Origin of the sequence: Escherichia sp. TW09308, from assembly GCF_000208565.1 — a bacterium.
Classification (GTDB): Bacteria; Pseudomonadota; Gammaproteobacteria; order Enterobacterales; family Enterobacteriaceae; genus Escherichia; species Escherichia marmotae.
Window position 1 is genome coordinate 4,606,078 of record NZ_AEME01000001.1, and the last position, 22,276, is coordinate 4,628,353.

General features: G+C 50.7%; 23 protein-coding genes. 16 read left to right on the forward strand and 7 right to left on the reverse strand.

Annotation, left to right across the window (positions count from 1 at the left end; genetic code table 11):
• From ESM_RS0122505 to ESM_RS0122520, 4 genes are read right to left on the reverse strand one after another with little or no spacing between them, the layout of a single operon-like run.
• A complete protein-coding gene (locus ESM_RS0122505; protein ID WP_000370586.1) occupies positions 1 to 855 on the reverse strand; it encodes a PTS system mannose/fructose/sorbose family transporter subunit IID in 855 nt (284 codons plus the stop codon).
• Positions 848 to 1,594: a PTS mannose/fructose/sorbose/N-acetylgalactosamine transporter subunit IIC gene (locus ESM_RS0122510; protein ID WP_000021881.1), complete on the reverse strand. Its 747-nt coding sequence runs from the start codon at positions 1,592 to 1,594 to the stop codon at positions 848 to 850. The genes ESM_RS0122505 and ESM_RS0122510 overlap by 8 nt, the downstream gene beginning before the upstream one ends.
• 16 nt (positions 1,595 to 1,610) lie before the next feature.
• Complete coding sequence (locus ESM_RS0122515; RefSeq protein ID WP_000029258.1) at positions 1,611 to 2,096, reverse strand: PTS system mannose/fructose/N-acetylgalactosamine-transporter subunit IIB; 486 nt, start codon at positions 2,094 to 2,096, stop codon at positions 1,611 to 1,613.
• A 6-nt stretch (positions 2,097 to 2,102) separates the two neighbouring features.
• Positions 2,103 to 2,504: a PTS sugar transporter subunit IIA gene (locus tag ESM_RS0122520; RefSeq protein WP_001071222.1), complete on the reverse strand. Its 402-nt coding sequence runs from the start codon at positions 2,502 to 2,504 to the stop codon at positions 2,103 to 2,105.
• A gap of 543 nt (positions 2,505 to 3,047) precedes the next feature.
• Here ESM_RS0122520 and livJ point away from each other — a divergent pair.
• On the forward strand, positions 3,048 to 4,151 hold the full coding sequence (livJ, locus tag ESM_RS0122530; RefSeq protein WP_010381090.1) for a branched chain amino acid ABC transporter substrate-binding protein LivJ: 1,104 nt from the start codon (positions 3,048 to 3,050) through the stop codon (positions 4,149 to 4,151).
• A gap of 187 nt (positions 4,152 to 4,338) precedes the next feature.
• On the opposite strand, the gene panM is transcribed toward livJ, so the two are convergent.
• The gene (panM, locus tag ESM_RS0122535) at positions 4,339 to 4,722 is read right to left on the reverse strand and encodes an aspartate 1-decarboxylase autocleavage activator PanM (protein WP_000778773.1); all 384 of its coding nucleotides are present in this window, start codon (positions 4,720 to 4,722) and stop codon (positions 4,339 to 4,341) included.
• Between the two features lie 422 nt (positions 4,723 to 5,144).
• Between panM and livK the strand changes: the two genes are divergently transcribed.
• The 10 genes from livK (at position 5,145) to ugpQ (ending at position 15,344) form a co-directional block, all read left to right on the forward strand.
• Complete coding sequence (livK, locus tag ESM_RS0122540; RefSeq protein ID WP_000827695.1) at positions 5,145 to 6,254, forward strand: high-affinity branched-chain amino acid ABC transporter substrate-binding protein LivK; 1,110 nt, start codon at positions 5,145 to 5,147, stop codon at positions 6,252 to 6,254.
• A gap of 47 nt (positions 6,255 to 6,301) precedes the next feature.
• Positions 6,302 to 7,228, forward strand: coding sequence for a high-affinity branched-chain amino acid ABC transporter permease LivH (gene livH / locus ESM_RS0122545; protein ID WP_001295106.1), 927 nt, complete (start codon positions 6,302 to 6,304; stop codon positions 7,226 to 7,228).
• Positions 7,225 to 8,502 carry a branched chain amino acid ABC transporter permease LivM gene (gene livM, locus ESM_RS0122550; protein ID WP_000803810.1) on the forward strand — a complete coding sequence of 426 codons (1,278 nt, stop codon included), beginning with the start codon at positions 7,225 to 7,227 and terminating at the stop codon, positions 8,500 to 8,502. Before livH ends, livM begins: the two co-directional genes overlap by 4 nt.
• Positions 8,499 to 9,266 (forward strand): high-affinity branched-chain amino acid ABC transporter ATP-binding protein LivG, encoded by a 768-nt coding sequence (livG, locus tag ESM_RS0122555; protein ID WP_000082101.1) that lies wholly within the window; start codon positions 8,499 to 8,501, stop codon positions 9,264 to 9,266. The genes livM and livG overlap by 4 nt, the downstream gene beginning before the upstream one ends.
• A 1-nt stretch (position 9,267) precedes the next feature.
• Positions 9,268 to 9,981: a high-affinity branched-chain amino acid ABC transporter ATP-binding protein LivF gene (gene livF / locus ESM_RS0122560; protein ID WP_000416904.1), complete on the forward strand. Its 714-nt coding sequence runs from the start codon at positions 9,268 to 9,270 to the stop codon at positions 9,979 to 9,981.
• A gap of 407 nt (positions 9,982 to 10,388) precedes the next feature.
• Positions 10,389 to 11,705 carry a sn-glycerol-3-phosphate ABC transporter substrate-binding protein UgpB gene (gene ugpB / locus ESM_RS0122565; RefSeq protein ID WP_000803211.1) on the forward strand — a complete coding sequence of 439 codons (1,317 nt, stop codon included), beginning with the start codon at positions 10,389 to 10,391 and terminating at the stop codon, positions 11,703 to 11,705.
• Positions 11,706 to 11,802: 97 nt separating this feature from the next.
• On the forward strand, positions 11,803 to 12,690 hold the full coding sequence (gene ugpA, locus ESM_RS0122570) for a sn-glycerol-3-phosphate ABC transporter permease UgpA (protein WP_000099289.1): 888 nt from the start codon (positions 11,803 to 11,805) through the stop codon (positions 12,688 to 12,690).
• A complete protein-coding gene (gene ugpE, locus ESM_RS0122575) occupies positions 12,687 to 13,532 on the forward strand; it encodes a sn-glycerol-3-phosphate ABC transporter permease UgpE (RefSeq protein ID WP_000572182.1) in 846 nt (281 codons plus the stop codon). The genes ugpA and ugpE overlap by 4 nt, the downstream gene beginning before the upstream one ends.
• 1 nt (position 13,533) lies before the next feature.
• Positions 13,534 to 14,604 (forward strand): sn-glycerol 3-phosphate ABC transporter ATP binding protein UgpC, encoded by a 1,071-nt coding sequence (ugpC, locus tag ESM_RS0122580; protein WP_000907767.1) that lies wholly within the window; start codon positions 13,534 to 13,536, stop codon positions 14,602 to 14,604.
• On the forward strand, positions 14,601 to 15,344 hold the full coding sequence (ugpQ, locus tag ESM_RS0122585) for a glycerophosphodiester phosphodiesterase (protein ID WP_000073574.1): 744 nt from the start codon (positions 14,601 to 14,603) through the stop codon (positions 15,342 to 15,344). Before ugpC ends, ugpQ begins: the two co-directional genes overlap by 4 nt.
• On the opposite strand, the gene ESM_RS0122590 is transcribed toward ugpQ, so the two are convergent.
• Complete coding sequence (locus ESM_RS0122590; protein WP_000826135.1) at positions 15,331 to 15,771, reverse strand: DUF2756 family protein; 441 nt, start codon at positions 15,769 to 15,771, stop codon at positions 15,331 to 15,333. The two genes, ugpQ and ESM_RS0122590, sit on opposite strands and share 14 nt — an antisense overlap.
• Positions 15,772 to 15,892: 121 nt before the next feature.
• Between ESM_RS0122590 and ggt the strand changes: the two genes are divergently transcribed.
• Positions 15,893 to 17,638, forward strand: coding sequence for a gamma-glutamyltransferase (ggt, locus tag ESM_RS0122595; protein ID WP_000595054.1), 1,746 nt, complete (start codon positions 15,893 to 15,895; stop codon positions 17,636 to 17,638).
• 60 nt (positions 17,639 to 17,698) lie between these two features.
• On the opposite strand, the gene yhhY is transcribed toward ggt, so the two are convergent.
• Positions 17,699 to 18,187, reverse strand: coding sequence for an N-acetyltransferase (yhhY, locus tag ESM_RS0122600; RefSeq protein ID WP_010381104.1), 489 nt, complete (start codon positions 18,185 to 18,187; stop codon positions 17,699 to 17,701).
• Between the two features lie 477 nt (positions 18,188 to 18,664).
• Here yhhY and ESM_RS0122605 point away from each other — a divergent pair, with 477 nt between their 5' ends.
• The 4 genes from ESM_RS0122605 to gntK all read left to right on the forward strand — a co-directional run bounded on the left by ESM_RS0122605 (position 18,665) and on the right by gntK (position 22,274).
• Positions 18,665 to 19,702: an oxidoreductase gene (locus tag ESM_RS0122605; RefSeq protein ID WP_000236322.1), complete on the forward strand. Its 1,038-nt coding sequence runs from the start codon at positions 18,665 to 18,667 to the stop codon at positions 19,700 to 19,702.
• A 121-nt stretch (positions 19,703 to 19,823) separates the two neighbouring features.
• Positions 19,824 to 20,519, forward strand: coding sequence for a quercetin 2,3-dioxygenase (gene yhhW, locus ESM_RS0122610; protein ID WP_000639799.1), 696 nt, complete (start codon positions 19,824 to 19,826; stop codon positions 20,517 to 20,519).
• Positions 20,520 to 20,612: 93 nt separating this feature from the next.
• Positions 20,613 to 21,608, forward strand: coding sequence for a gluconate operon transcriptional repressor GntR (gene gntR / locus ESM_RS0122615; protein ID WP_000730265.1), 996 nt, complete (start codon positions 20,613 to 20,615; stop codon positions 21,606 to 21,608).
• A gap of 138 nt (positions 21,609 to 21,746) precedes the next feature.
• Complete coding sequence (gene gntK / locus ESM_RS0122620; RefSeq protein WP_000108330.1) at positions 21,747 to 22,274, forward strand: gluconokinase; 528 nt, start codon at positions 21,747 to 21,749, stop codon at positions 22,272 to 22,274.
• Positions 22,275 to 22,276 lie beyond the last annotated feature (2 nt).

The following is a 22,276-nucleotide window of genomic DNA, read 5'->3' on the forward strand; positions in this document are numbered from 1 at the left end:
TTATAAAACTCCAAAGAAAGAAAACGCCAGGCTTAAAAACAGAATAGTTACCAGAATGCGTAAGAAATGTGGGCCACACTTTTGTATGTAAAAATAAATACCCAACACGGCAATAAGCGGCAACATGTTAGGTACAATTTTATCCAGCATATCCTGCAAGACGATGGTATTACCGCCACCGGTTGTAATGTGCAATGGCGTCTTAATTTTTACATATGTTGCTGAAAGCGCCCCCATCATCAACAACCCGAACATTCCTGCGCCTTCAATGATTCGATGAATGCTACCAGAATGCAGGATTTCCAGGATTGATTCTTTCCCTTTTTTATAGCCGATATTGAGTGCAAATCGACTGGCGAAAAACATGTAAACAACCTGGTAAATCAGGGGGAGAAGTGCGGCAATAACGTATCCCTGAATAACAAACGGGATACAGACACCAATAACAATGGGGCGCAATGTACCAAAGTCTAACGTGTCACCAATACCTGATACAGGCCCCATAAGACCCGTTTTTAAACCCGTAACGAGCTGCGTTGTTGCTTCACGTTGTTCTTCTGGTTCCTGAGCTGCTTTTTCCTCCAGCGCAATACTAATACCAGCGATAACCGATCCCCAGTTCGCCTGAGTGTTGAACATGGTTAAATGGCGTTGTAGGGCTTTAGCGAGATCTTTTTCATCGGGATATAATTTCGCTAATACCCCTGTCATTGCGTTACAAAATGCCAGCGCTTGCAAGCGTTCGAAATTCAAAGATGTTTCAGAGAACGCGTGCCATTTTAGCCAAACAATCTGAACATCTCTTTGCGTAATTGGTGAGGATGCTGAGTATCCTGACTCAATTGTATTATCCATTTTGCGTTCCTTTTGCATTTTGTGACTGCATATATAAGAGGACGGCACAGAGTCCAAAAATAGAGATGCCAATAGTATTCAAACCTGAATAGGTCACGAGGAAAAAGCCGATAATGAACAGAGGGATATATTGTTTTTTACCGATGACAATGATGGTTATTGCGAAACCGAGTGCAGGCAGAATATTACCGGCAATCGCCAGTCCATTCGTCGACCAGGCGGGAAGCAGGTTTACAAAAGAGGCAATGGCATCCGGGCCGTACAAACAGGCGATGAATACCGGTACAAAACGCATCGGAAAGGCTAACAGGAGAGGATATATTGTGGCTGCGCGTTGTATGCCTTTGATATCCCCTTTTTCTGCATAGCGGTCAGCCATGTGGACAAACGTAGTGTTCAGTGTTTTGCGCACGTTTTCCAGAACCACGCCCAGCAATCCCAGAGGAATAGCTAAAGAGATAGCAATTTCTGGTTTAATACCTGCGGTAAGTGCAATTGGGATTGCGATACACGAGGCTAAACCTTCATCGGCAGGAGGGTTTCCTCCCGGGGCAATACTCCCGATATAGATCATCTGTAAGGTGGCCCCAACAGATAAAGCGGTTGGCATATCATTAAAGATTAGTCCCATAATAGGCGCTATCGATAATGGCATACGCATAATAGAAAAACCGTACCATACTTTTGCCTGGGATATCCAATATACCAGGGCAATAATTGCTGCGGTAAAAATAGACATAAGTTCCTCTCCTTAATTAAGGTAACTTATTTTTGATTTTTTGTAGGCTGGCAGGATCTTCTTCAGGAATAGTTTGGAAATAAACTTTTATATTCTTATCTTCGATGATTTGAAGTTTGTCGGCATCTTCATGATTGAGTGATATTTGATTGAAAACTATTTTCCTTCCTGGAGTGTTTTCAACGCCGCCGACCTGTAATTCCTCTAGTATTAAACCACCTTGTATGGTTTGTAATGCAGAATCGATCGATTTGAAAAGTATTAATAGCTTTCCTTCATAGAAGTTATTGCTATTCCAGCGCTGTAATACATCTTCAATAGATGTCATTATTACTTCGACGCCACTTGGCGCTGCCATCTTATAGACTTCGGCAAGAAAAGGATCGCGTGATAAAGGGTCATCAATGACAATTATTTTATTAGCATCACTTCTTTTTAACCATTTTGTTATAACTTGTCCATGAATTAAACGGTAATCAATACGGGCATGTACTATACTCATAGTTTATCATCCTTTATTAAAGTAATAAGTTTGAACCATTTCTTTACCCGCATCATGTACATGTTGAACATATTCTTCAAAGGTAAGTATTTCGTCAGAATCCTGTAACATGTTGGCTTCGATTAACATAGCCAAATTGACACCGCTGATACAGCGAATGGGAAAATCTTTAGAAAGAAGGAGGGCAATATTTGATGGTGTTCCGCCATAGATATCTGTGAATATGAGCGTATCAATACCAGGCCTGAGTACCGCTTTTACTTGTAGCATAAGTGTTTCAGGTGACATTCCAGGCTGCAGAGAAAGCGACGTGGAATTTTTTGTTTTACCTACAATCATTTCGCTGCTGGATAATAAATAATTCCCAGCTTCACCGTGTGTCAGAATTATAATATCGAACTGATTCAAATGATAAGTTCCTTTTATAGTTATGGCGCGGCTGATAAGAAATAAATATTCATAATTCGAATGTTATGTTTCTTATCATATTAAGGATGAATCCTTGGTCTAAGATTTTATATTAATTCGAATAAATTAAAATGTTAACAGGATCACAGATGGTAGCGTTGGCTAAAATTGCTAATAAACTTTTTGTAATAAATAAGAGGAAGGGTGGGTTATATTTTATTGTTTTAAATGATGATTAATGGTTTATTTATTCTTGAGCTGAATATCTTATTTAAGATATGCCATAAATATAGCAAATAATATATTAATATACATTTCATGTATTTATAAATATCTAAGCGAAGATATGGTTCTCAATGATGGTAATTTTTGTTATGAATTTGTGGTGTTTCGTCTAAATTTCTCGTTCCAAAATCATAAAAATCGGGTATGTTTTAGCAGAGTATGCTGCTAAGGCACGGGTAGTCATACATAAAACGAAATAAAGTGCTGCACAACAACATCACAATACACGTAATAACCAGAAGAATGGGGATTCTCAGGATGAATATAAAGGGTAAAGCGTTACTGGCAGGATGTATCGCGCTGGCATTCAGCAATATGGCTCTGGCGGAAGATATCAAAGTCGCGGTTGTCGGAGCGATGTCTGGCCCGGTAGCCCAGTATGGTGACCAGGAATTTACTGGCGCAGAGCAGGCAGTTGCGGATATTAACGCCAAAGGCGGCGTTAAAGGCAACAAACTGCAAATCGTAAAATATGACGATGCCTGTGACCCGAAACAGGCGGTAGCAGTGGCGAACAAAGTTGTTAACGACGGCATAAAATATGTGATTGGCCACCTCTGTTCTTCATCAACGCAGCCAGCGTCTGACATCTATGAAGATGAAGGTATTTTAATGATCACCCCAGCGGCAACCGCGCCAGAACTGACCGCGCGTGGCTATAAGTTGATTATGCGCACCACTGGCCTGGACTCTGACCAGGGACCAACAGCGGCGAAATATATTCTTGAGAAAGTGAAACCGCAGCGTATTGCTATCGTTCATGACAAACAGCAGTACGGTGAAGGTCTGGCGCGTGCGGTGCAGGACGGCCTGAAGAAAGGTAACGCTAACGTGGTGTTCTTTGACGGCATCACCGCCGGAGAAAAAGACTTCTCAACCCTGGTGGCGCGTCTGAAGAAAGAGAATATCGACTTCGTTTACTACGGCGGTTACCACCCGGAAATGGGGCAGATCCTGCGTCAGGCACGTGCGGCGGGGTTGAAAACCCAGTTTATGGGGCCGGAAGGTGTGGCTAACGTCTCGCTGTCTAATATCGCGGGCGAGTCAGCGGAAGGTCTGCTGGTGACCAAGCCGAAGAACTACGATCAGGTTCCGGCGAACAAACCAATTGTTGACGCGATCAAAGCGAAAAAACAGGATCCAAGCGGCGCATTCGTGTGGACCACCTACGCGGCACTGCAATCTTTACAGGCGGGTCTGAACCAGTCCGACGATCCGGCTGAGATCGCCAAATACCTGAAAGCGAACCCGGTTGATACGGTGATGGGGCCGCTGACCTGGGATGAGAAAGGCGATCTGAAAGGCTTCGAGTTCGGCGTGTTTGACTGGCACGCTAATGGCACGGCGACCGATGCGAAGTAATCATTAATCGGCAACCCAGGGTTGCCGTCAAATTGCTGATATCAAGTTCATTGCTTCATGCCGGATGCGGCGTAAACGCCTTATCCGGCCTACAAGATCTACAGAAATCAGTAAATTGAAATACACATTGTAGGCCTGATAAGCGTAGCGCATCAGGCAATCCCTCGTTTGTCATCACACCTGAATATTAATGCTTTTCCCAGCCGCCCGGTTGTTCCTTAAATCCCAACGCCTGCATAAACGCCGCCATCACGCTGCGATCTTCCACACCGGCATCCGCCATCCACCAGCATGAAACGCCAGGATTGTTACGTAACACCTCTTCCAGCAGATATTGCCCCACACCGCGTCGGCGGGTGACTTCCCGCACGCGTAGGGAATCCAGTGCCCCCTGAGTGCCGCTTAAGGTTACTCGCACGGCAGCAAGCAGGCGCTCGTTAAAACGCGCGGCGTAGATACGGTGGTTATCGTCAACCTGTAAAGACGCAGGGGAATACTCCGGCCAGATCTTTTGCAGGTCAATCCGGTCCTGGTCGCTAAAATTTTCTAATCGAATGATGGTCAGCTTCATAGGTAACCCGTACAAATCACAAAAGTGGAACCAGTGTAGCGAAATAATTTAATCGGAGGCTTTCTCTTTTTTATTTCTTTTGGCAGGTGATTAATTTTTTTTCAGCAATAATTACAAATTAAAAACATTAGAGAATGAAAATTGTCCAGCATAATCCCCTGAATGGTAGTGAATTATTCCGCCCTTTGTGTCGTTATTTTATGCTGACAACGACGCTTTTTTCTGTTTATCTATCAATAAATTCAGAATATTATCTGTTCTTAATCGACTGAAAAATAGGGATTTTAATCGCTATTATCACAAAATACTGCGCTAAACCCTTAATCAGACAGGCAAAACAGCGCAGTATAAAAAAAGAACAGCCAGATTTTTTAATACATAAAAACAAAGCAACACAACATTACGAGTGGGGATTTTGAATAATGAAACGGAATGCGAAAACTATCATCGCAGGGATGATTGCACTGGCAATATCACACACCGCGTTGGCCGACGATATTAAAGTTGCCGTTGTCGGCGCGATGTCTGGCCCGGTTGCCCAGTGGGGCGATATGGAATTTAACGGTGCTCGCCAGGCAATCAAAGACATTAACGCGAAAGGAGGAATTAAAGGCGATAATCTGGTTGGCGTGGAATATGACGACGCCTGCGATCCGAAACAAGCCGTTGCGGTCGCCAACAAAATCGTTAACGACGGCATTAAATACGTTATTGGTCATCTCTGTTCCTCCTCTACCCAGCCGGCGTCGGACATCTATGAAGACGAAGGTATTCTGATGATCTCGCCGGGGGCGACCAACCCGGAACTGACTCAACGCGGTTATCAACACATCATGCGCACTGCCGGGCTGGACTCCTCCCAGGGGCCGACTGCCGCGAAATACATTGTTGAGACGGTGAAACCCGAGCGCATCGCCATTATTCACGACAAACAACAGTATGGCGAAGGGCTGGCGCGTTCGGTGCAGGACGCGTTGAAAGCGGCTAATGCCAATATCGTCTTCTTCGACGGCATTACTGCTGGCGAGAAAGATTTCTCCGCGCTGGTTGCCCGCCTGAAAAAAGAAAACATCGACTTCGTTTACTACGGCGGTTACTACCCGGAAATGGGGCAGATGCTGCGCCAGGCTCGTTCCGTCGGCCTGAAAACCCAGTTTATGGGGCCGGAAGGTGTCGGTAACGCGTCGCTGTCGAACATTGCCGGTGATGCTGCCGAAGGTATGTTGGTCACTATGCCAAAACGCTATGACCAGGATCCGGCAAACCAGAGCATTGTTGATGCGCTGAAAGCCGACAAGAAAGATCCAACCGGTCCCTATGTCTGGATCACCTACGCAGCGGTGCAATCTCTGGCGACTGCCCTTGAGCGTACCGGCAGCGATGAACCGCTGGCGTTGGTGAAAGATTTAAAAGCTAACGGTGCTAATACCGTGATTGGGCCGCTGAACTGGGATGAAAAAGGCGATCTGAAGGGATTTGATTTTGGTGTCTTCCAGTGGCACGCCGACGGTTCTTCCACGGCAGCCAAGTAATCATCCCACTGCCCGTGAAAAGCGGGCAGGTTTAGAAAGGTTACCTTATGTCTGAGCAGTTTTTGTATTTCTTGCAGCAGATGTTTAACGGCGTCACGCTGGGCAGTACTTACGCGCTGATTGCCATCGGCTACACCATGGTTTACGGCATTATCGGCATGATCAACTTCGCCCACGGCGAGGTTTATATGATCGGCAGCTACGTCTCGTTTATGATCATCGCTGCGCTGATGATGATGGGCATTGATACCGGCTGGCTGCTGGTGGCGGCGGGATTCGTCGGTGCAATAGTCATTGCCAGCGCTTACGGCTGGAGTATCGAACGGGTAGCGTATCGCCCGGTGCGTAACTCTAAACGTCTGATTGCCCTTATTTCCGCGATTGGCATGTCTATCTTCCTGCAAAACTACGTCAGCCTGACCGAAGGTTCGCGCGACGTGGCGCTGCCCAGCCTGTTTAACGGTCAGTGGATAGTGGGTCATAGCGAAAACTTCTCTGCGTCTATTACCACCATGCAGGCGGTGATCTGGATTGTCACCTTCCTCGCCATGCTGGCGCTGACGATTTTCATTCGCTATTCCCGTATGGGACGCGCGTGTCGTGCCTGCGCGGAAGATCTGAAAATGGCGAGTCTGCTTGGCATTAACACCGACCGGGTGATTGCGCTGACCTTTGTGATTGGCGCAGCGATGGCGGCGGTGGCAGGCGTTCTGCTCGGTCAGTTCTACGGCGTGATTAACCCCTATATTGGCTTTATGGCCGGGATGAAAGCCTTTACTGCTGCGGTACTCGGCGGGATTGGTAGCATTCCGGGGGCGATGATTGGCGGGCTGATCCTGGGGATTGCGGAGGCGCTCTCTTCTGCCTATCTGAGTACGGAATATAAAGATGTGGTTTCATTCGCCTTGCTGATTCTGGTGTTGCTGGTGATGCCGACCGGTATTCTGGGGCGTCCGGAGGTAGAGAAAGTATGAAACCGATGCATATTGCAATGGCGCTGCTCTCTGCCGCCATGTTCTTTGTCCTGGCGGGCGTCTTTATGGGCGTGCAACTGGAGCTGGACGGCACCAAACTGGTGGTCGACACGGCTTCGGATGTCCGTTGGGAATGGGTGTTTATCGGCACGGCGGTGGTCTTTTTCTTTCAGCTTGTGCGACCTGCTTTCCAGAAAGGGTTGAAAAGCGTTTCCGGGCCGAAGTTCATCCTGCCAGCGATTGATGGTTCCACGGTTAAACAGAAGCTGTTCCTCGTGGCGCTGCTGGTGATTGCGGTGGCGTGGCCGTTTATGGTGTCGCGAGGGACGGTGGATATCGCCACTCTGACCATGATCTATATTATCCTCGGCCTCGGGTTGAACGTGGTGGTAGGGCTTTCCGGCCTGCTGGTGCTCGGTTATGGCGGATTTTACGCCATTGGTGCTTACACCTTTGCGCTGCTCAATCACTATTATGGTCTTGGCTTCTGGACCTGTCTGCCGATTGCCGGTCTGATGGCAGCGGCGGCGGGCTTCCTGCTCGGTTTCCCGGTGTTGCGTCTGCGCGGTGATTATCTGGCGATCGTTACTCTCGGCTTCGGTGAAATTGTGCGTATTTTGCTGCTCAATAATACTGAAGTTACCGGCGGTCCGAACGGCATCAGCCAGATCCCTAAACCGACCTTTTTTGGCCTCGAGTTCAGTCGTACTGCCCGTGAAGGCGGCTGGGATACCTTCAGTAATTTCTTTGGCCTGAAATACGATCCGTCCGATCGCGTCATCTTTCTCTACCTGGTGGCCTTGTTGCTGGTGGTGTTTTCCTTATTCGTCATTAATCGCCTGCTGCGGATGCCGCTGGGTCGCGCATGGGAAGCGTTGCGTGAAGATGAAATCGCCTGTCGTTCGCTGGGTTTAAGCCCGCGCCGTATCAAGCTGACAGCCTTTACCATCAGCGCCGCGTTTGCGGGTTTCGCCGGAACGCTGTTTGCTGCGCGCCAGGGCTTTGTCAGCCCGGAATCCTTCACCTTTGCCGAATCGGCATTTGTGCTGGCAATTGTGGTGCTCGGTGGCATGGGGTCACAGTTTGCGGTGATTCTGGCGGCAGTTCTGCTGGTGGTGTCGCGCGAGTTGATGCGTGATTTCAACGAATACAGCATGTTGATGCTCGGTGGCCTGATGGTGCTGATGATGATCTGGCGTCCACAGGGCTTGCTGCCCATGACACGCCCGCAACTGAAGCTGAAGAACGGCGAAGCGAAAGGAGAGCAGGCATGAGTCAGCCATTATTATCTGTTAACGGCCTGATGATGCGCTTCGGCGGCCTGTTGGCGGTGAACAACGTCAATCTCGAGCTGTACCCGCAGGAAATCGTCTCGTTAATCGGCCCTAACGGTGCCGGAAAAACCACGGTCTTCAATTGCCTGACCGGATTCTACAAACCCACCGGCGGCACCATTTTACTGCGCGATCAGCATCTGGAAGGTTTGCCCGGCCAGCAAATTGCCCGCATGGGCGTGGTGCGCACCTTCCAGCATGTGCGTCTGTTCCGTGAAATGACAGTGATTGAAAACCTGCTGGTGGCGCAGCATCAGCAACTAAAAACCGGGCTGTTTTCCGGCCTGTTGAAAACGCCTTCTTTCCGTCGCGCCCAGAGTGAAGCGCTCGACCGCGCCGCAACCTGGCTTGAGCGCATTGGTTTGCTGGAACACGCCAACCGCCAGGCGAGCAACCTGGCCTATGGCGACCAGCGTCGTCTGGAGATTGCCCGCTGCATGGTGACGCAGCCGGAGATTTTAATGCTCGACGAACCGGCGGCAGGTCTTAACCCGAAAGAGACCAAAGAACTGGATGAGCTGATTGCCGAGCTGCGTAATCATCACAACACCACTATCTTGTTGATTGAGCACGATATGAAGCTGGTGATGGGGATTTCAGACAGAATCTACGTGGTCAATCAGGGGACGCCACTGGCAAATGGTACGCCGGAGCAGATCCGTAATAACCCGGACGTGATCCGTGCCTATTTAGGTGAGGCATAAGATGGAAAAAGTCATGTTGTCCTTTGACAAAGTCAGCGCCCACTACGGCAAAATCCAGGCGCTGTATGAGGTGAGCCTGCATATTAATCAGGGAGAGATTGTTACCTTGATTGGTGCGAACGGCGCAGGGAAAACCACCTTGCTCGGTACGTTATGCGGCGACCCGCGCGCCACCAGCGGACGAATTGTGTTTGATGATAAAGACATTACCGACTGGCAGACGGCGAAAATCATGCGTGAAGCAGTGGCGATTGTCCCGGAAGGGCGTCGTGTCTTCTCGCGGATGACGGTGGAAGAGAACCTGGCAATGGGCGGTTTCTTTGCCGAAAGAGATCAGTTTCAGGAGCGCATAAAGTGGGTCTATGAGCTGTTCCCGCGTCTGCATGAGCGCCGTATTCAGCGGGCGGGCACCATGTCCGGCGGTGAACAGCAGATGCTGGCGATTGGTCGTGCACTGATGAGCAATCCGCGTTTGCTGCTGCTTGATGAGCCATCGCTCGGACTGGCACCGATTATCATCCAACAAATCTTCGACACCATCGAGCAGTTGCGCGAGCAGGGAATGACCATCTTCCTCGTCGAACAGAACGCCAATCAGGCGCTGAAGCTGGCAGATCGCGGCTACGTGCTGGAAAACGGTCATGTGGTGCTCTCCGATACCGGCGACGCACTACTGGCGAACGAAGCGGTGAGAAGCGCGTATTTAGGCGGGTAATAACGCGTTGATTGATAAGGAGTCAAAAGACTCCTTTGAGACAGGTGACAAATGTAAAATTGCCTGATGCGCTGCGCTTATCAGGCCTATTGGGTGAGTTGCAATATATTGAATTTGCACGATCTTGTAGGCCGTATAAGGCGTTCACGCCGCATCCGGCATGAAACGATGAGCACATTATCTACAATCTGTAGCGTTTGACTCAGACCTTCTATTTTCCCGCTTATCCGTGCCCCATCTCCCATTTTCCCTCACCCGTACCGTCACCGCCTTGTCATCTTTCTGACACCTTACTATCTTAAAAATGTAACAAAAGAGTTATTTTTCTGTAATTCGAGCATGTCATGTTACCCCGCGAGCATAAAACGCGTGAATTCGCGCATCCGGTACAACAAGAGAGATAATCAATGAAACCGTTACATTATACAGCTTCAGCACTGGCGCTCGGATTGGCGTTAATGGGGAATGCACAGGCCGTGACGACTATTCCGTTCTGGCATTCGATGGAAGGGGAACTGGGTAAAGAGGTGGATTCTCTGGCTCAACGTTTTAACGCCGAAAACCCGGATTACAAAATTGTACCGACCTACAAAGGCAACTACGAACAGAATTTAAGCGCGGGTATCGCAGCATTTCGTACCGGTAACGCACCGGCTATTTTGCAGGTTTATGAAGTTGGCACCGCCACCATGATGGCGTCGAAAGCGATTAAACCGGTGTATGAAGTATTTAAAGATGCGGGGATTAACTTCGATGAGTCGCAGTTTGTGCCGACGGTTTCAGGCTACTACTCCGACAGCAAAACCGGACATTTACTCTCCCAACCGTTCAACAGCTCGACTCCCGTTCTCTATTACAACAAAGATGCTTTCAAAAAAGCAGGGTTAGACCCGGAGCAGCCGCCGAAAACCTGGCAGGATTTGGCTGACTATGCCGCAAAACTGAAAGCCTCCGGTATGAAGTGCGGCTACGCCAGCGGCTGGCAGGGCTGGATCCAACTGGAAAACTTTAGCGCCTGGAATGGCCTGCCATTTGCCAGCAAAAACAACGGGTTTGACGGCACAGATGCGGTGCTGGAGTTCAACAAGCCGGAGCAGGTGAAACATATCGCCATGCTGGAAGAGATGAACAAGAAGGGCGATTTTAGCTACGTCGGGCGTAAGGATGAATCCACCGAGAAGTTCTATAACGGTGATTGCGCGATGACGACCGCCTCTTCCGGTTCGCTTGCCAACATTCGAGAGTATGCCAAATTCAACTATGGCGTAGGCATGATGCCTTACGACGCCGATGCGAAAGATGCGCCACAAAACGCCATTATCGGCGGAGCCAGCCTGTGGGTGATGCAGGGCAAAGATAAGGATACTTACACCGGTGTGGCGAAGTTCCTCGACTTCCTCGCGAAGCCAGAAAACGCTGCTGAGTGGCATCAGAAAACCGGTTATCTGCCGATCACTAAAGCGGCTTATGACCTGACCCGTGAGCAGGGCTTTTACGAGAAAAACCCAGGAGCGGATACTGCGACGCGTCAGATGCTGAACAAGCCGCCGTTGCCGTATACCAAAGGACTGCGTCTGGGCAATATGCCGCAGATCCGCGTAATTGTGGATGAAGAGCTGGAGAGCGTGTGGACCGGTAAGAAGACGCCACAGCAGGCGCTGGATACCGCCGTTGAGCGTGGGAATCAGTTGCTGCGCCGCTTTGAGAAATCGACGAAGTCTTAATCAGTGTAATGTCGGATGCGTTTCGCTTATCTGACCTGGCATCGCGTGTAGGCCGGATAAGCGAAGCGCATCCGGCACAGTTCAGGAATTAACCGTAATGTCATCATCCCGTCCGGTGTTCCGCTCGCGCTGGCTGCCTTATTTGCTGGTCGCGCCGCAGCTCATCATCACCGTTATCTTTTTTATCTGGCCTGCGGGCGAAGCGTTGTGGTACTCGCTACAAAGCGTCGATCCGTTTGGTTTCTCCAGCCAGTTTGTCGGGCTGGATAACTTCGTCACGCTGTTCCATGACAGTTACTATCTCGACTCCTTCTGGACGACGATAAAATTTAGCACCTTTGTCACCGTCAGCGGTTTGCTGGTGTCGCTGTTCTTTGCGGCGCTGGTGGAGTACATCGTGCGCGGCAGCCGTTTCTATCAAACTTTAATGTTGTTGCCGTATGCCGTGGCTCCCGCCGTTGCCGCCGTATTGTGGATCTTCCTGTTTAACCCCGGTCGCGGGCTGATCACTCATTTTCTTGCTGAGTTCGGCTATGACTGGAACCACGCGCAAAACAGCGGCCAGGCGATGTTTCTGGTGGTGTTCGCCTCGGTGTGGAAGCAAATCAGCTACAACTTTCTGTTCTTCTATGCCGCGCTGCAATCCATTCCCCGTTCACTGATCGAAGCGGCGGCCATTGACGGCGCAGGCCCGATTCGCCGCTTCTTTAAGATCGCGTTACCGCTTATCGCTCCGGTGAGTTTCTTTCTGCTGGTGGTTAATCTGGTGTACGCCTTCTTCGACACCTTCCCGGTGATTGATGCCGCTACGTCCGGTGGGCCAGTACAGGCCACTACCACGCTGATTTATAAGATCTACCGCGAAGGCTTTACCGGACTGGATCTGGCTTCGTCTGCCGCGCAGTCGGTAGTGTTGATGTTCCTCGTCATCGTGTTGACGGTGGTGCAGTTCCGCTATGTTGAAAGCAAGGTGCGTTACCAATGATTGAGAACCGTCCGTGGCTGACGATATTCAGCCATACCATGCTGATCCTTGGGATTGCGGTGATCCTCTTCCCGCTGTACGTGGCGTTTGTCGCAGCGACGCTGGATAAACAGGAAGTCTACGCCGCGCCGATGACGCTGATCCCCGGCACGCATCTGCTGGAGAATATCCATAACATTTGGGTAAACGGAGTAGGCACGAATAGCGCGCCATTCTGGCGGATGTTGCTTAACAGTTTCGTGATGGCGTTCAGCATTACGCTGGGCAAAATTACCGTTTCGATGCTCTCGGCATTCGCCATCGTCTGGTTTCGTTTTCCGCTGCGTAACCTCTTCTTCTGGATGATTTTTATTACTCTGATGCTGCCGGTTGAAGTGCGTATTTTCCCGACGGTAGAAGTGATCGCCAATCTGAAGATGCTCGACAGCTACGCAGGTTTAACGCTGCCGCTGATGGCCTCAGCGACCGCTACGTTCCTGTTCCGGCAGTTCTTTATGACGCTGCCGGATGAGCTGGTGGAAGCGGCTCGTATCGACGGTGCGTCACCGATGCGCTTCTTTTGCGACATTGTCTTTCCGCTGTCAAAAACCAATCTGGCGGCGCTGTTTGTGATCACCTTTATCTACGGCTGGAACCAGTATCTGTGGCCGCTGCTGATTATTACCGATGTTGATCTCGGCACCACCGTGGCGGGGATTAAAGGGATGATCGCCACTGGCGAAGGCACGACAGAATGGAACTCGGTGATGGCTGCGATGTTGTTAACCCTGATCCCACCAGTATTGATTGTTTTAGTGATGCAGCGTGCCTTTGTGCGCGGCCTGGTCGATAGTGAGAAATAAGATGGCAGGACTGAAATTACAGGCAGTAACCAAAAGCTGGGATGGCAAAACCCAGGTCATTAAACCGCTGACGCTTGATGTGGCAGACGGTGAATTTATTGTGATGGTTGGGCCGTCTGGCTGCGGAAAATCCACGCTACTGCGCATGGTTGCCGGGCTGGAGCAGGTGACTGAGGGCGATATCTGGATCAACGAGCAGCGCGTAACCGAAATGGAGCCGAAAGATCGCGGGATTGCGATGGTGTTCCAGAACTACGCGCTTTATCCGCATATGAGCGTAGAGGAGAATATGGCGTGGGGGCTGAAAATTCGCGGTATGGGCAAGCAGCAAATTGCTGAACGTGTCAAAGAAGCAGCACGCATTCTCGAACTTGACGGTTTGCTTAAGCGCCGTCCACGCGAGCTTTCTGGCGGTCAGCGTCAGCGTGTGGCGATGGGGCGCGCGATTGTGCGCGATCCGGCGGTGTTCTTGTTTGATGAGCCGCTCTCTAACCTCGATGCCAAGCTGCGCGTACAGATGCGTCTTGAGTTGCAACAGTTACACCGTCGTCTGAAAACGACATCACTCTACGTCACCCACGATCAGGTTGAAGCGATGACCCTCGCCCAGCGAGTGATGGTAATGAACGGCGGCGTTGCCGAACAGATTGGCACGCCGGTTGAAGTGTACGAAAAACCCGCCAGCCTGTTTGTGGCGAGTTTTATCGGCAGTCCGGCGATGAACCTGCTGACAGGTCGCGTGAATAACGAAGGTACGCACTTCGAGCTGGACGGCGGCATCGTACTACCGTTGAACGGTTATTATCGGCAGTATGCCGGGCGTAAAATGACCCTCGGTATCCGCCCGGAACATATTGCGTTAAGCTCGCAGGCAGAAGGCGGCGTGCCGCTGGTGATGGACACGCTGGAGATCCTCGGCGCTGATAATCTGGCGCACGGACGCTGGGGCGATCAGAAGCTGGTGGTACGACTGGCGCATCAGGAACGCCCGACGGCAGGCAGCATGTTGTGGCTGCATTTGCCGGAAAATCAGCTACATCTTTTTGATGGTGAAACAGGACAACGAGTATGAGTAACTGGCCTTATCCCCGCATTGTCGCCCACCGTGGCGGCGGTAAACTTGCCCCGGAAAACACCCTGGCGGCAATCGACGTGGGGGCAAAATACGGTCATAAGATGATCGAATTTGACGCGAAGTTATCGAAAGATGGTGAGATCTTCTTGCTCCATGATGACAACCTAGAACGTACCAGCAACGGCTGGGGCGTCGCGGGCGAACTGAACTGGCAGGATTTACTGCGCATGGATGCAGGCAGTTGGTACAGCAAAGCGTTTAAAGGTGAGCCGCTGCCGTTGCTTTCGCAGGTGGCGGAACGCTGTCGCGAACACGGGATGATGGCGAATATCGAAATCAAACCCACCACCGGCACCGGGTCGTCGACGGGCAAAATGGTGGCACTGGCGGCACGCGAACTTTGGGCGGAGATGACCCCGCCGCTGCTGTCATCGTTTGAGATTGATGCTTTAGAAGCCGCACAATTGGCAGCACCGGAACTGCCGCGCGGTTTGTTGCTTGATGAGTGGCGCGACGACTGGCGCGAACTGACTACGCGGCTGGGCTGCGTTTCTATTCATCTCAATCATAAGTTGCTCGATAAAGCGCGAGTGATGCAGTTGAAAGACGCTGGGTTGCGGATTCTGGTTTATACCGTCAACAGACCCCAGCGAGCGGCAGAGTTGCTGCGCTGGGGTGTGGATTGCATCTGTACTGATGCGATTGACGTGATCGGGCCAAATTTTACGGCCCAATAGTTTTCAACGGAAGGTCAGGCTGCGATGTGCTGGGTGGATTCAGCATGTCGCCGTTTCTCCTCTCTTGCAGCATATGCTGCTGATTCAACGAACTATCCGGATTACGGTTGCCGTTTAACATCCCGCCGTTGTTGTTGGGCAGCATTTGCTGCCGGGCGGGATTTAGCTCCCCCGGCTGCGACTGCAATACCCGCTGCGAGTTGCTGTTAATCTGATTTTCTAAATGCTGCTGTTGTAGTTGCGTCTGAGTTTTCAGTTGCTGATTCAGCATCCCTTTTTGTTGGATTTGCTGAGTCTGCATCTGGGTTTGCATCCGTTGCTGGCTGGGGATTTGATATCCCGGCTGGTTAGGATTATTCAGAGTATTAATGGGCTGTGCAAAGCCGACAAACGGCAGGAGTGCCGTCAAAAGCAGAAGTCGTTTCATCGCGTATCCTCCTCTGAAGATATCCTTTAAGTTTACTCGTTTCCCGGCAAAACGATGATTATTTCAGAGTTATACACCAGGCTTAAGTGGGGAAGGCCCCTCATACAACTGGAGAATAACGATGATAAAACCGACGTTTTTACGCCGGGCGGCGATTGCTACTTTACTTTCAGGATGTTGTTTTAGTGCGGCAGCCGCGCCACCTGCGCCGCCGCCCGTCTCGTATGGCGTGGAGGAGGATGTCTTCCATCCGGTGCGCGCGAAGCAGGGAATGGTGGCTTCTGTCGATGCCACTGCCACTCAGGTGGGAGTAGATATCCTCAAGGAGGGTGGGAATGCCGTGGATGCTGCCGTGGCGGTGGGATATGCGCTGGCGGTAACGCATCCGCAGGCGGGGAATCTGGGAGGCGGCGGTTTTATGCTGATCCGCACTAAAAATGGCAACACCACCGCTATCGACTTCCGCGAAATGGCACCTGCCAAAGCGACCCGCGATATGTTCCTCGATGACCAGGGCAACCCGGACAGTAAAAAATCACTCACTTCGCATCTGGCCTCCGGCACGCCGGGCACGGTAGCAGGTTTCTCGCTGGCGCTGGATAAATACGGCACCATGCCGCTGAACAAAGTGGTTCAGCCCGCGTTTAAACTGGCGCGTGATGGTTTTATCGTTAACGATGCGTTGGCTGACGATCTCAAAACCTATGGTAGCGAAGTGCTGCCGAATCACGAAAACAGCAAGGCTATCTTCTGGAAAGAGGGGGAGCCGCTGAAAAAGGGCGACAAGTTGGTGCAGGCGAACCTGGCAAAGAGCCTGGAGATGATTGCCGAAAATGGCCCGGACGCGTTTTACAAAGGCACAATAGCTGAGCAGATTGCCCAGGAGATGCAGAAAAACGGTGGTTTGATTACCAAAGAGGATTTGGCTGCGTATAAAGCGGTCGAACGCACACCGATTAGCGGCGATTATCGCGGGTATCAGGTTTACTCCATGCCACCGCCATCTTCTGGTGGGATTCATATCGTGCAGATCCTCAATATTCTGGAAAACTTCGATATGAAGAAATATGGCTTTGGTAGCGCTGATGCGATGCAAATCATGGCCGAAGCCGAGAAACATGCCTATGCCGATCGCTCGGAATACCTTGGCGATCCGGATTTTGTCAAAGTACCGTGGCAGGCGCTGACGAATAAGGCCTATGCCAAATCTATTGCCGATCAAATTGATATCAATAAAGCGAAGCCGTCCAGCGAAATTCGCCCCGGCAAGCTTGCGCCTTATGAGAGTAATCAAACCACCCATTATTCAGTGGTGGATAAAGACGGTAACGCGGTGGCGGTGACCTATACGCTGAACACCACCTTCGGTACGGGTATTGTCGCGGGCGAGAGCGGTATTTTGCTTAATAACCAAATGGATGATTTCTCGGCCAAACCGGGCGTACCGAACGTGTACGGGCTGGTAGGCGGTGATGCCAATGCTGTAGGGCCGAACAAGCGCCCGCTGTCATCGATGTCACCAACCATTGTGGTGAAAGATGGCAAAACCTGGCTGGTCACTGGCAGCCCTGGCGGTAGCCGAATTATCACCACCGTGCTGCAAATGGTAGTGAACAGTATCGATTATGGAATGAACGTCGCTGAAGCGACTAATGCGCCGCGTTTCCACCATCAGTGGTTGCCGGACGAGTTGCGAGTGGAGAAAGGATTTAGCCCGGATACGCTCAAGCTACTGGAAGCAAAAGGCCAGAAAGTGGCGCTGAAAGAAGCGATGGGCAGCACGCAAAGCATTATGGTTGCTCCGGACGGTGAGTTGTACGGCGCATCTGATCCACGTTCGGTAGATGATTTAACGGCGGGGTATTAATATGTTAAGCCCTCTCCCGGTAGGTGAGGGCTTAAATGACAAACTTAGATTGCAAATTTTCTATTTCACCCGCGCCATATAATACACATCAATATATTCACCGTTTCGCAATGCGTACTTCTTGCCAGTTCCTTCAATCTCAAAGCCGTATTTTTTATAGACCTTAATTGCCGGGGCGTTGTCGACAAACACCGTTAGCTCAATGCGATCTACCCGCAACCAGTTGTCGCACATTTCAATCATCTCTTGCATCAGGGCACTGGCGACGCCGCGATTCTTCCAGCGGGAGTCGACGCAGATACCAAAATCGGCAACATGACTGCGACGCGGGCGTTGCTGTACGTCAATGGTAAGATGACCTACGACGTCTCCATCAATACAGGCGACGAGTTGCTTGATGCCGGGATGCCCGGCGAGTCGCTCCTGCCACATATGAGCGGAAGGATGAGGCACCTGTAGCGTGTTGTAATACACCTCCGGCTGGGCGTGAATCTGCCGAATAGCCTCGTAATCGCGCGTTTCAGCGTGGCGTATCACTATCTCATTCATTCCTCTGTCCTCTTTGGTGTAAATGTCCCTTTCAACATCATTGACTTTCAAAAGCGAGTCAAATGCATTTTTTTGCAAAAAGTGTTGGACAAGTGCGAATGAGAATGATTATTATTGTCTCGCGATCAGGAAGACCCTCGCGGAGAACCTGAAAGCACGACATTGCTCACATTGCTTCCAGTATTACTTAGCCAGCCGGGTGCTGGCTTTTTTTTTGCTTTCGTTTCAGCCAGGCTGACTTGCTATTTTGCCCACGGGAAGTGCTCGTGTTGAGACAAATGCAAAATTGCCTGATGCGCTACGCTTATCAGGCCTACAAACCGATGCCATTTTGTGTAGGCCGGATAAGGCGTTCACGCCGCATCCGGCATGATCAAAGTGCACTTTGCCAACAATCTGACGTACTGAAACACAGGCATAGGAACCACGTCCGCTTTGCGCTAAGGTGTCACTAACCACCTTAAAAAGGACGAAACTATGGTCATTAACTGCGCCTTCATTGGCTTCGGTAAAAGCACCACCCGTTACCATCTGCCGTATGTACTTAACCGCAAGGATAGCTGGCATGTCGCGCATATTTTTCGCCGCCATGCCAGGCCGGAAGAACAGGCTCCCATCTATTCCCATATTCATTTCACCAGCGATCTCGACGAAGTATTAAATGATCCCGACGTTAAGCTGGTTGTCGTCTGCACCCATGCTGACAGCCACTTCGAGTATGCGAAGCGCGCGCTGGAGGCCGGAAAAAATGTGCTGGTCGAAAAACCGTTCACCCCTACGCCAGCGCAAGCGAAAGAGCTGTTTGCGCTGGCAAAAAGTAAAGGGCTGACCGTCACGCCGTATCAGAATCGTCGCTTTGACTCCTGCTTCCTGACGGCGAAAAAAGCGATTGAAAGCGGCAAGCTGGGAGAGATTGTCGAAGTGGAAAGCCATTTTGACTACTACCGCCCGGTGGCAGAAACTAAACCCGGACTACCGCAAGATGGCGCGTTCTATGGTCTTGGCGTGCATACCCTCGACCAGATTATTTCACTGTTTGGTCGCCCGGATCATGTGGCTTACGATATTCGCAGCCTGCGTAATAAAGCCAATCCGGACGACACTTTCGAAGCGCAGTTGTTTTATGGTGATTTGAAAGCCATCGTCAAAACCAGCCATTTGGTGAAAATCGATTATCCGAAATTTATCGTTCACGGTAAGAAAGGTACATTTATTAAATACGGTATTGACCAGCAGGAAACCAGCCTGAAGGCTAATATTATGCCGGGCGAAGCGGGATTCGCGGCGGATGATTCGGTCGGTGTGCTGGAGTATGTCAATGACGAGGGCGTTACGGTAAGAGAGGAAATGAAGCCGGAAGTGGGAGATTACGGACGCGTCTACGATGCGCTGTATCAAACCATTACTACCGGTGCGCCAAATTACGTCAAGGAATCTGAAGTTCTTACTAATCTGGAAATCCTTGAGCGCGGTTTTGAGCAAGCTTCACCCTCCACGGTAACTCTCGCGAAGTAAGTTTTATGCCCCCTCAAATAGTTCAATTTTTTTGAACAGAGGGGTCAATTTTCACCCTCTATCATCCCGGACGGATCGGGTCCACACTAAGCCCATCAAATCATTCAGGGGGCGAATACAAATGATCTACTTACGCAAAGCAAATGAACGTGGCCATGCGAATCATGGCTGGCTGGACTCCTGGCACACTTTCTCTTTTGCCAACTATTACGATCCGAACTTTATGGGCTTCTCCGCGCTGCGTGTGATTAACGACGACGTGATTGAAGCAGGGCAGGGCTTCGGCACTCACCCACATAAAGATATGGAAATTTTGACCTATGTGCTGGAAGGTGCGGTTGAGCATCAGGACAGCATGGGGAACAAAGAACAGGTTCCGGCGGGCGAGTTTCAGATTATGAGTGCGGGTACGGGTATTCGTCACTCAGAGTACAACCCAAGTAGCACCGAGCGTCTGCATCTGTATCAGATTTGGATCATGCCGGAAGAAAACGGCATTACGCCGCGTTATGAACAGCGTCGCTTCGATGCCGTACAGGGCAAACAACTGGTGCTCTCGCCGGATGCGCGTGACGGTTCGTTGAAAGTGCATCAGGATATGGAGCTGTACCGCTGGGCGCTGGTGAAAGATGAACAGTCAATACATCAGATTGCCGCTGAACGCCGCGTCTGGATCCAGGTGGTGAAAGGCAACGTCACCATTAACGGCGTAAAAGCCTCGACCAGGGATGGCCTGGCAATTTGGGATGAGCAGGCGATATCCATCCACGCCGATAGCGACAGTGAAATTCTGCTGTTCGATTTACCGCCAGTCTAAATTTATCTCACAAACCTTCCCGAGGAATCGGGAAGGTTCTGATGCGTCCGTGGTAAACTAAAGGAATCTATCCCTTTTGTACCTTTCAGGACGATGAAAAAGAAAAGACCCGTACTTCAGGATGTGGCTGATCGTGTAGGCGTGACCAAAATGACGGTCAGTCGTTTTTTACGCAACCCGGAGCAAGTCTCCGTCGCCCTGCGCGGCAAGATCGCTGCCGCTCTTGATGAACTGGGTTATATTCCCAATCGCGCACCCGATATCCTCTCAAACGCCACCAGTCGGGCGATTGGTGTCCTGCTACCTTCTCTGACTAACCAGGTTTTTGCCGAAGTGTTACGCGGAATTGAAAGCGTTACCGACGCACACGGTTATCAAACCATGTTGGCTCACTACGGTTATAAACCGGAAATGGAGCAAGAACGCCTCGAATCGATGCTCTCGTGGAATATCGACGGGCTGATCCTCACCGAACGTACCCACACGCCGCGCACATTAAAGATGATTGAAGTGGCAGGTATTCCGGTGGTGGAACTGATGGACAGCCAGTCGCCGTGTCTCGATATCGCCGTCGGATTTAATAACTTTGAAGCGGCACGGCAGATGACCGCCGCTATCATTGCCCGTGGGCATCGTCATGTGGCTTATCTTGGTGCGCGCCTCGATGAACGTACTATCATCAAACAGAAGGGATATGAGCAGGCGATGCTGGATGCCGGCCTGGTGCCGTATAGCGTGATGGTCGAGCAATCCTCTTCTTACTCTTCTGGTATTGAACTGATTCGCCAGGCGCGGCGGGAATATCCGCAGTTAGATGGCGTGTTCTGTACCAACGATGACCTGGCCGTTGGCGCGGCATTTGAATGTCAGCGCCTGGGGCTGAAAATCCCTGATGATATGGCGATCGCCGGTTTCCACGGTCACGATATTGGTCAGGTGATGGAGCCACGGTTGGCGAGCGTGCTGACGCCGCGTGAGCGGATGGGCAGCATTGGCGCTGAGCGCCTGCTGGCGCGTATTCGTGGCGAAGCGGTGACACCGAAAATGTTAGATTTAGGTTTCACCTTGTCACCGGGCGGATCTATTTAAGCTCACAAATTTGAAGTAGCTCACACTTATACACTTAAGGCACGGATGGATATTGCTTCTGTTTTTGTCCGGCCGGACAATGTTACCGATAACAGTTACCCGTAACATTTTTAATTCTTGTACTGTGGGGGCACCACTTTGAGCACGACTAACCATGATCACCACATTTACGTTCTGATGGGCGTATCGGGCAGCGGCAAATCTGCGGTCGCCAGTGAAGTGGCGCATCAACTTCATGCCGCGTTTCTTGATGGCGATTTCCTCCATCCGCGTCGCAATATCGAAAAAATGGCGTCCGGTGAACCGTTGAATGATGATGATCGTAAACCGTGGTTACAGGCGCTGAACGACGCCGCGTTTGCCATGCAGCGTACCAATAAAGTGTCGCTGATCGTCTGTTCTGCACTGAAAAAGCACTATCGCGACCTGCTGCGTGAAGGTAATCCAAATCTCTCTTTCATCTACCTGAAAGGCGATTTTGATGTGATTGAAAGCCGCCTGAAAGCGCGCAAAGGCCATTTCTTTAAAACCCAAATGCTGGTGACGCAGTTTGAAACGCTGCAGGAACCGGGTGCGGACGAAACCGATGTACTGGTGGTAGATATCGATCAGCCGCTGGAAGGTGTTGTGGCAAGCACCATTGAGGTTATTAAAAAAGGCAAATAAGT

Excerpts from the sequence above, each read along its gene's own strand:
- livG (WP_000082101.1), top strand. The coding sequence starts at position 8,499 with ATGAGTCAGCCATTATTATCTGTTAACGGCCTGATGATGCGCTTCGGC.
- ugpB (WP_000803211.1), top strand. The coding sequence starts at position 10,389 with ATGAAACCGTTACATTATACAGCTTCAGCACTGGCGCTCGGATTGGCG.
- panM (WP_000778773.1), bottom strand. The coding sequence starts at position 4,722 with ATGAAGCTGACCATCATTCGATTAGAAAATTTTAGCGACCAGGACCGG.
- livH (WP_001295106.1), top strand. The coding sequence starts at position 6,302 with ATGTCTGAGCAGTTTTTGTATTTCTTGCAGCAGATGTTTAACGGCGTC.
- livM (WP_000803810.1), top strand. The coding sequence starts at position 7,225 with ATGAAACCGATGCATATTGCAATGGCGCTGCTCTCTGCCGCCATGTTC.
- ggt (WP_000595054.1), top strand. The coding sequence starts at position 15,893 with ATGATAAAACCGACGTTTTTACGCCGGGCGGCGATTGCTACTTTACTT.
- gntR (WP_000730265.1), top strand. The coding sequence starts at position 20,613 with ATGAAAAAGAAAAGACCCGTACTTCAGGATGTGGCTGATCGTGTAGGC.
- livJ (WP_010381090.1), top strand. The coding sequence starts at position 3,048 with ATGAATATAAAGGGTAAAGCGTTACTGGCAGGATGTATCGCGCTGGCA.
- ugpA (WP_000099289.1), top strand. The coding sequence starts at position 11,803 with ATGTCATCATCCCGTCCGGTGTTCCGCTCGCGCTGGCTGCCTTATTTG.
- ESM_RS0122510 (WP_000021881.1), bottom strand. The coding sequence starts at position 1,594 with ATGTCTATTTTTACCGCAGCAATTATTGCCCTGGTATATTGGATATCC.
- ugpE (WP_000572182.1), top strand. The coding sequence starts at position 12,687 with ATGATTGAGAACCGTCCGTGGCTGACGATATTCAGCCATACCATGCTG.
- yhhW (WP_000639799.1), top strand. The coding sequence starts at position 19,824 with ATGATCTACTTACGCAAAGCAAATGAACGTGGCCATGCGAATCATGGC.
- yhhY (WP_010381104.1), bottom strand. The coding sequence starts at position 18,187 with ATGAATGAGATAGTGATACGCCACGCTGAAACGCGCGATTACGAGGCT.
- livF (WP_000416904.1), top strand. The coding sequence starts at position 9,268 with ATGGAAAAAGTCATGTTGTCCTTTGACAAAGTCAGCGCCCACTACGGC.
- ESM_RS0122590 (WP_000826135.1), bottom strand. The coding sequence starts at position 15,771 with ATGAAACGACTTCTGCTTTTGACGGCACTCCTGCCGTTTGTCGGCTTT.
- ESM_RS0122505 (WP_000370586.1), bottom strand. The coding sequence starts at position 855 with ATGGATAATACAATTGAGTCAGGATACTCAGCATCCTCACCAATTACG.
- livK (WP_000827695.1), top strand. The coding sequence starts at position 5,145 with ATGAAACGGAATGCGAAAACTATCATCGCAGGGATGATTGCACTGGCA.
- ESM_RS0122515 (WP_000029258.1), bottom strand. The coding sequence starts at position 2,096 with ATGAGTATAGTACATGCCCGTATTGATTACCGTTTAATTCATGGACAA.
- ESM_RS0122605 (WP_000236322.1), top strand. The coding sequence starts at position 18,665 with ATGGTCATTAACTGCGCCTTCATTGGCTTCGGTAAAAGCACCACCCGT.
- ugpQ (WP_000073574.1), top strand. The coding sequence starts at position 14,601 with ATGAGTAACTGGCCTTATCCCCGCATTGTCGCCCACCGTGGCGGCGGT.
- ugpC (WP_000907767.1), top strand. The coding sequence starts at position 13,534 with ATGGCAGGACTGAAATTACAGGCAGTAACCAAAAGCTGGGATGGCAAA.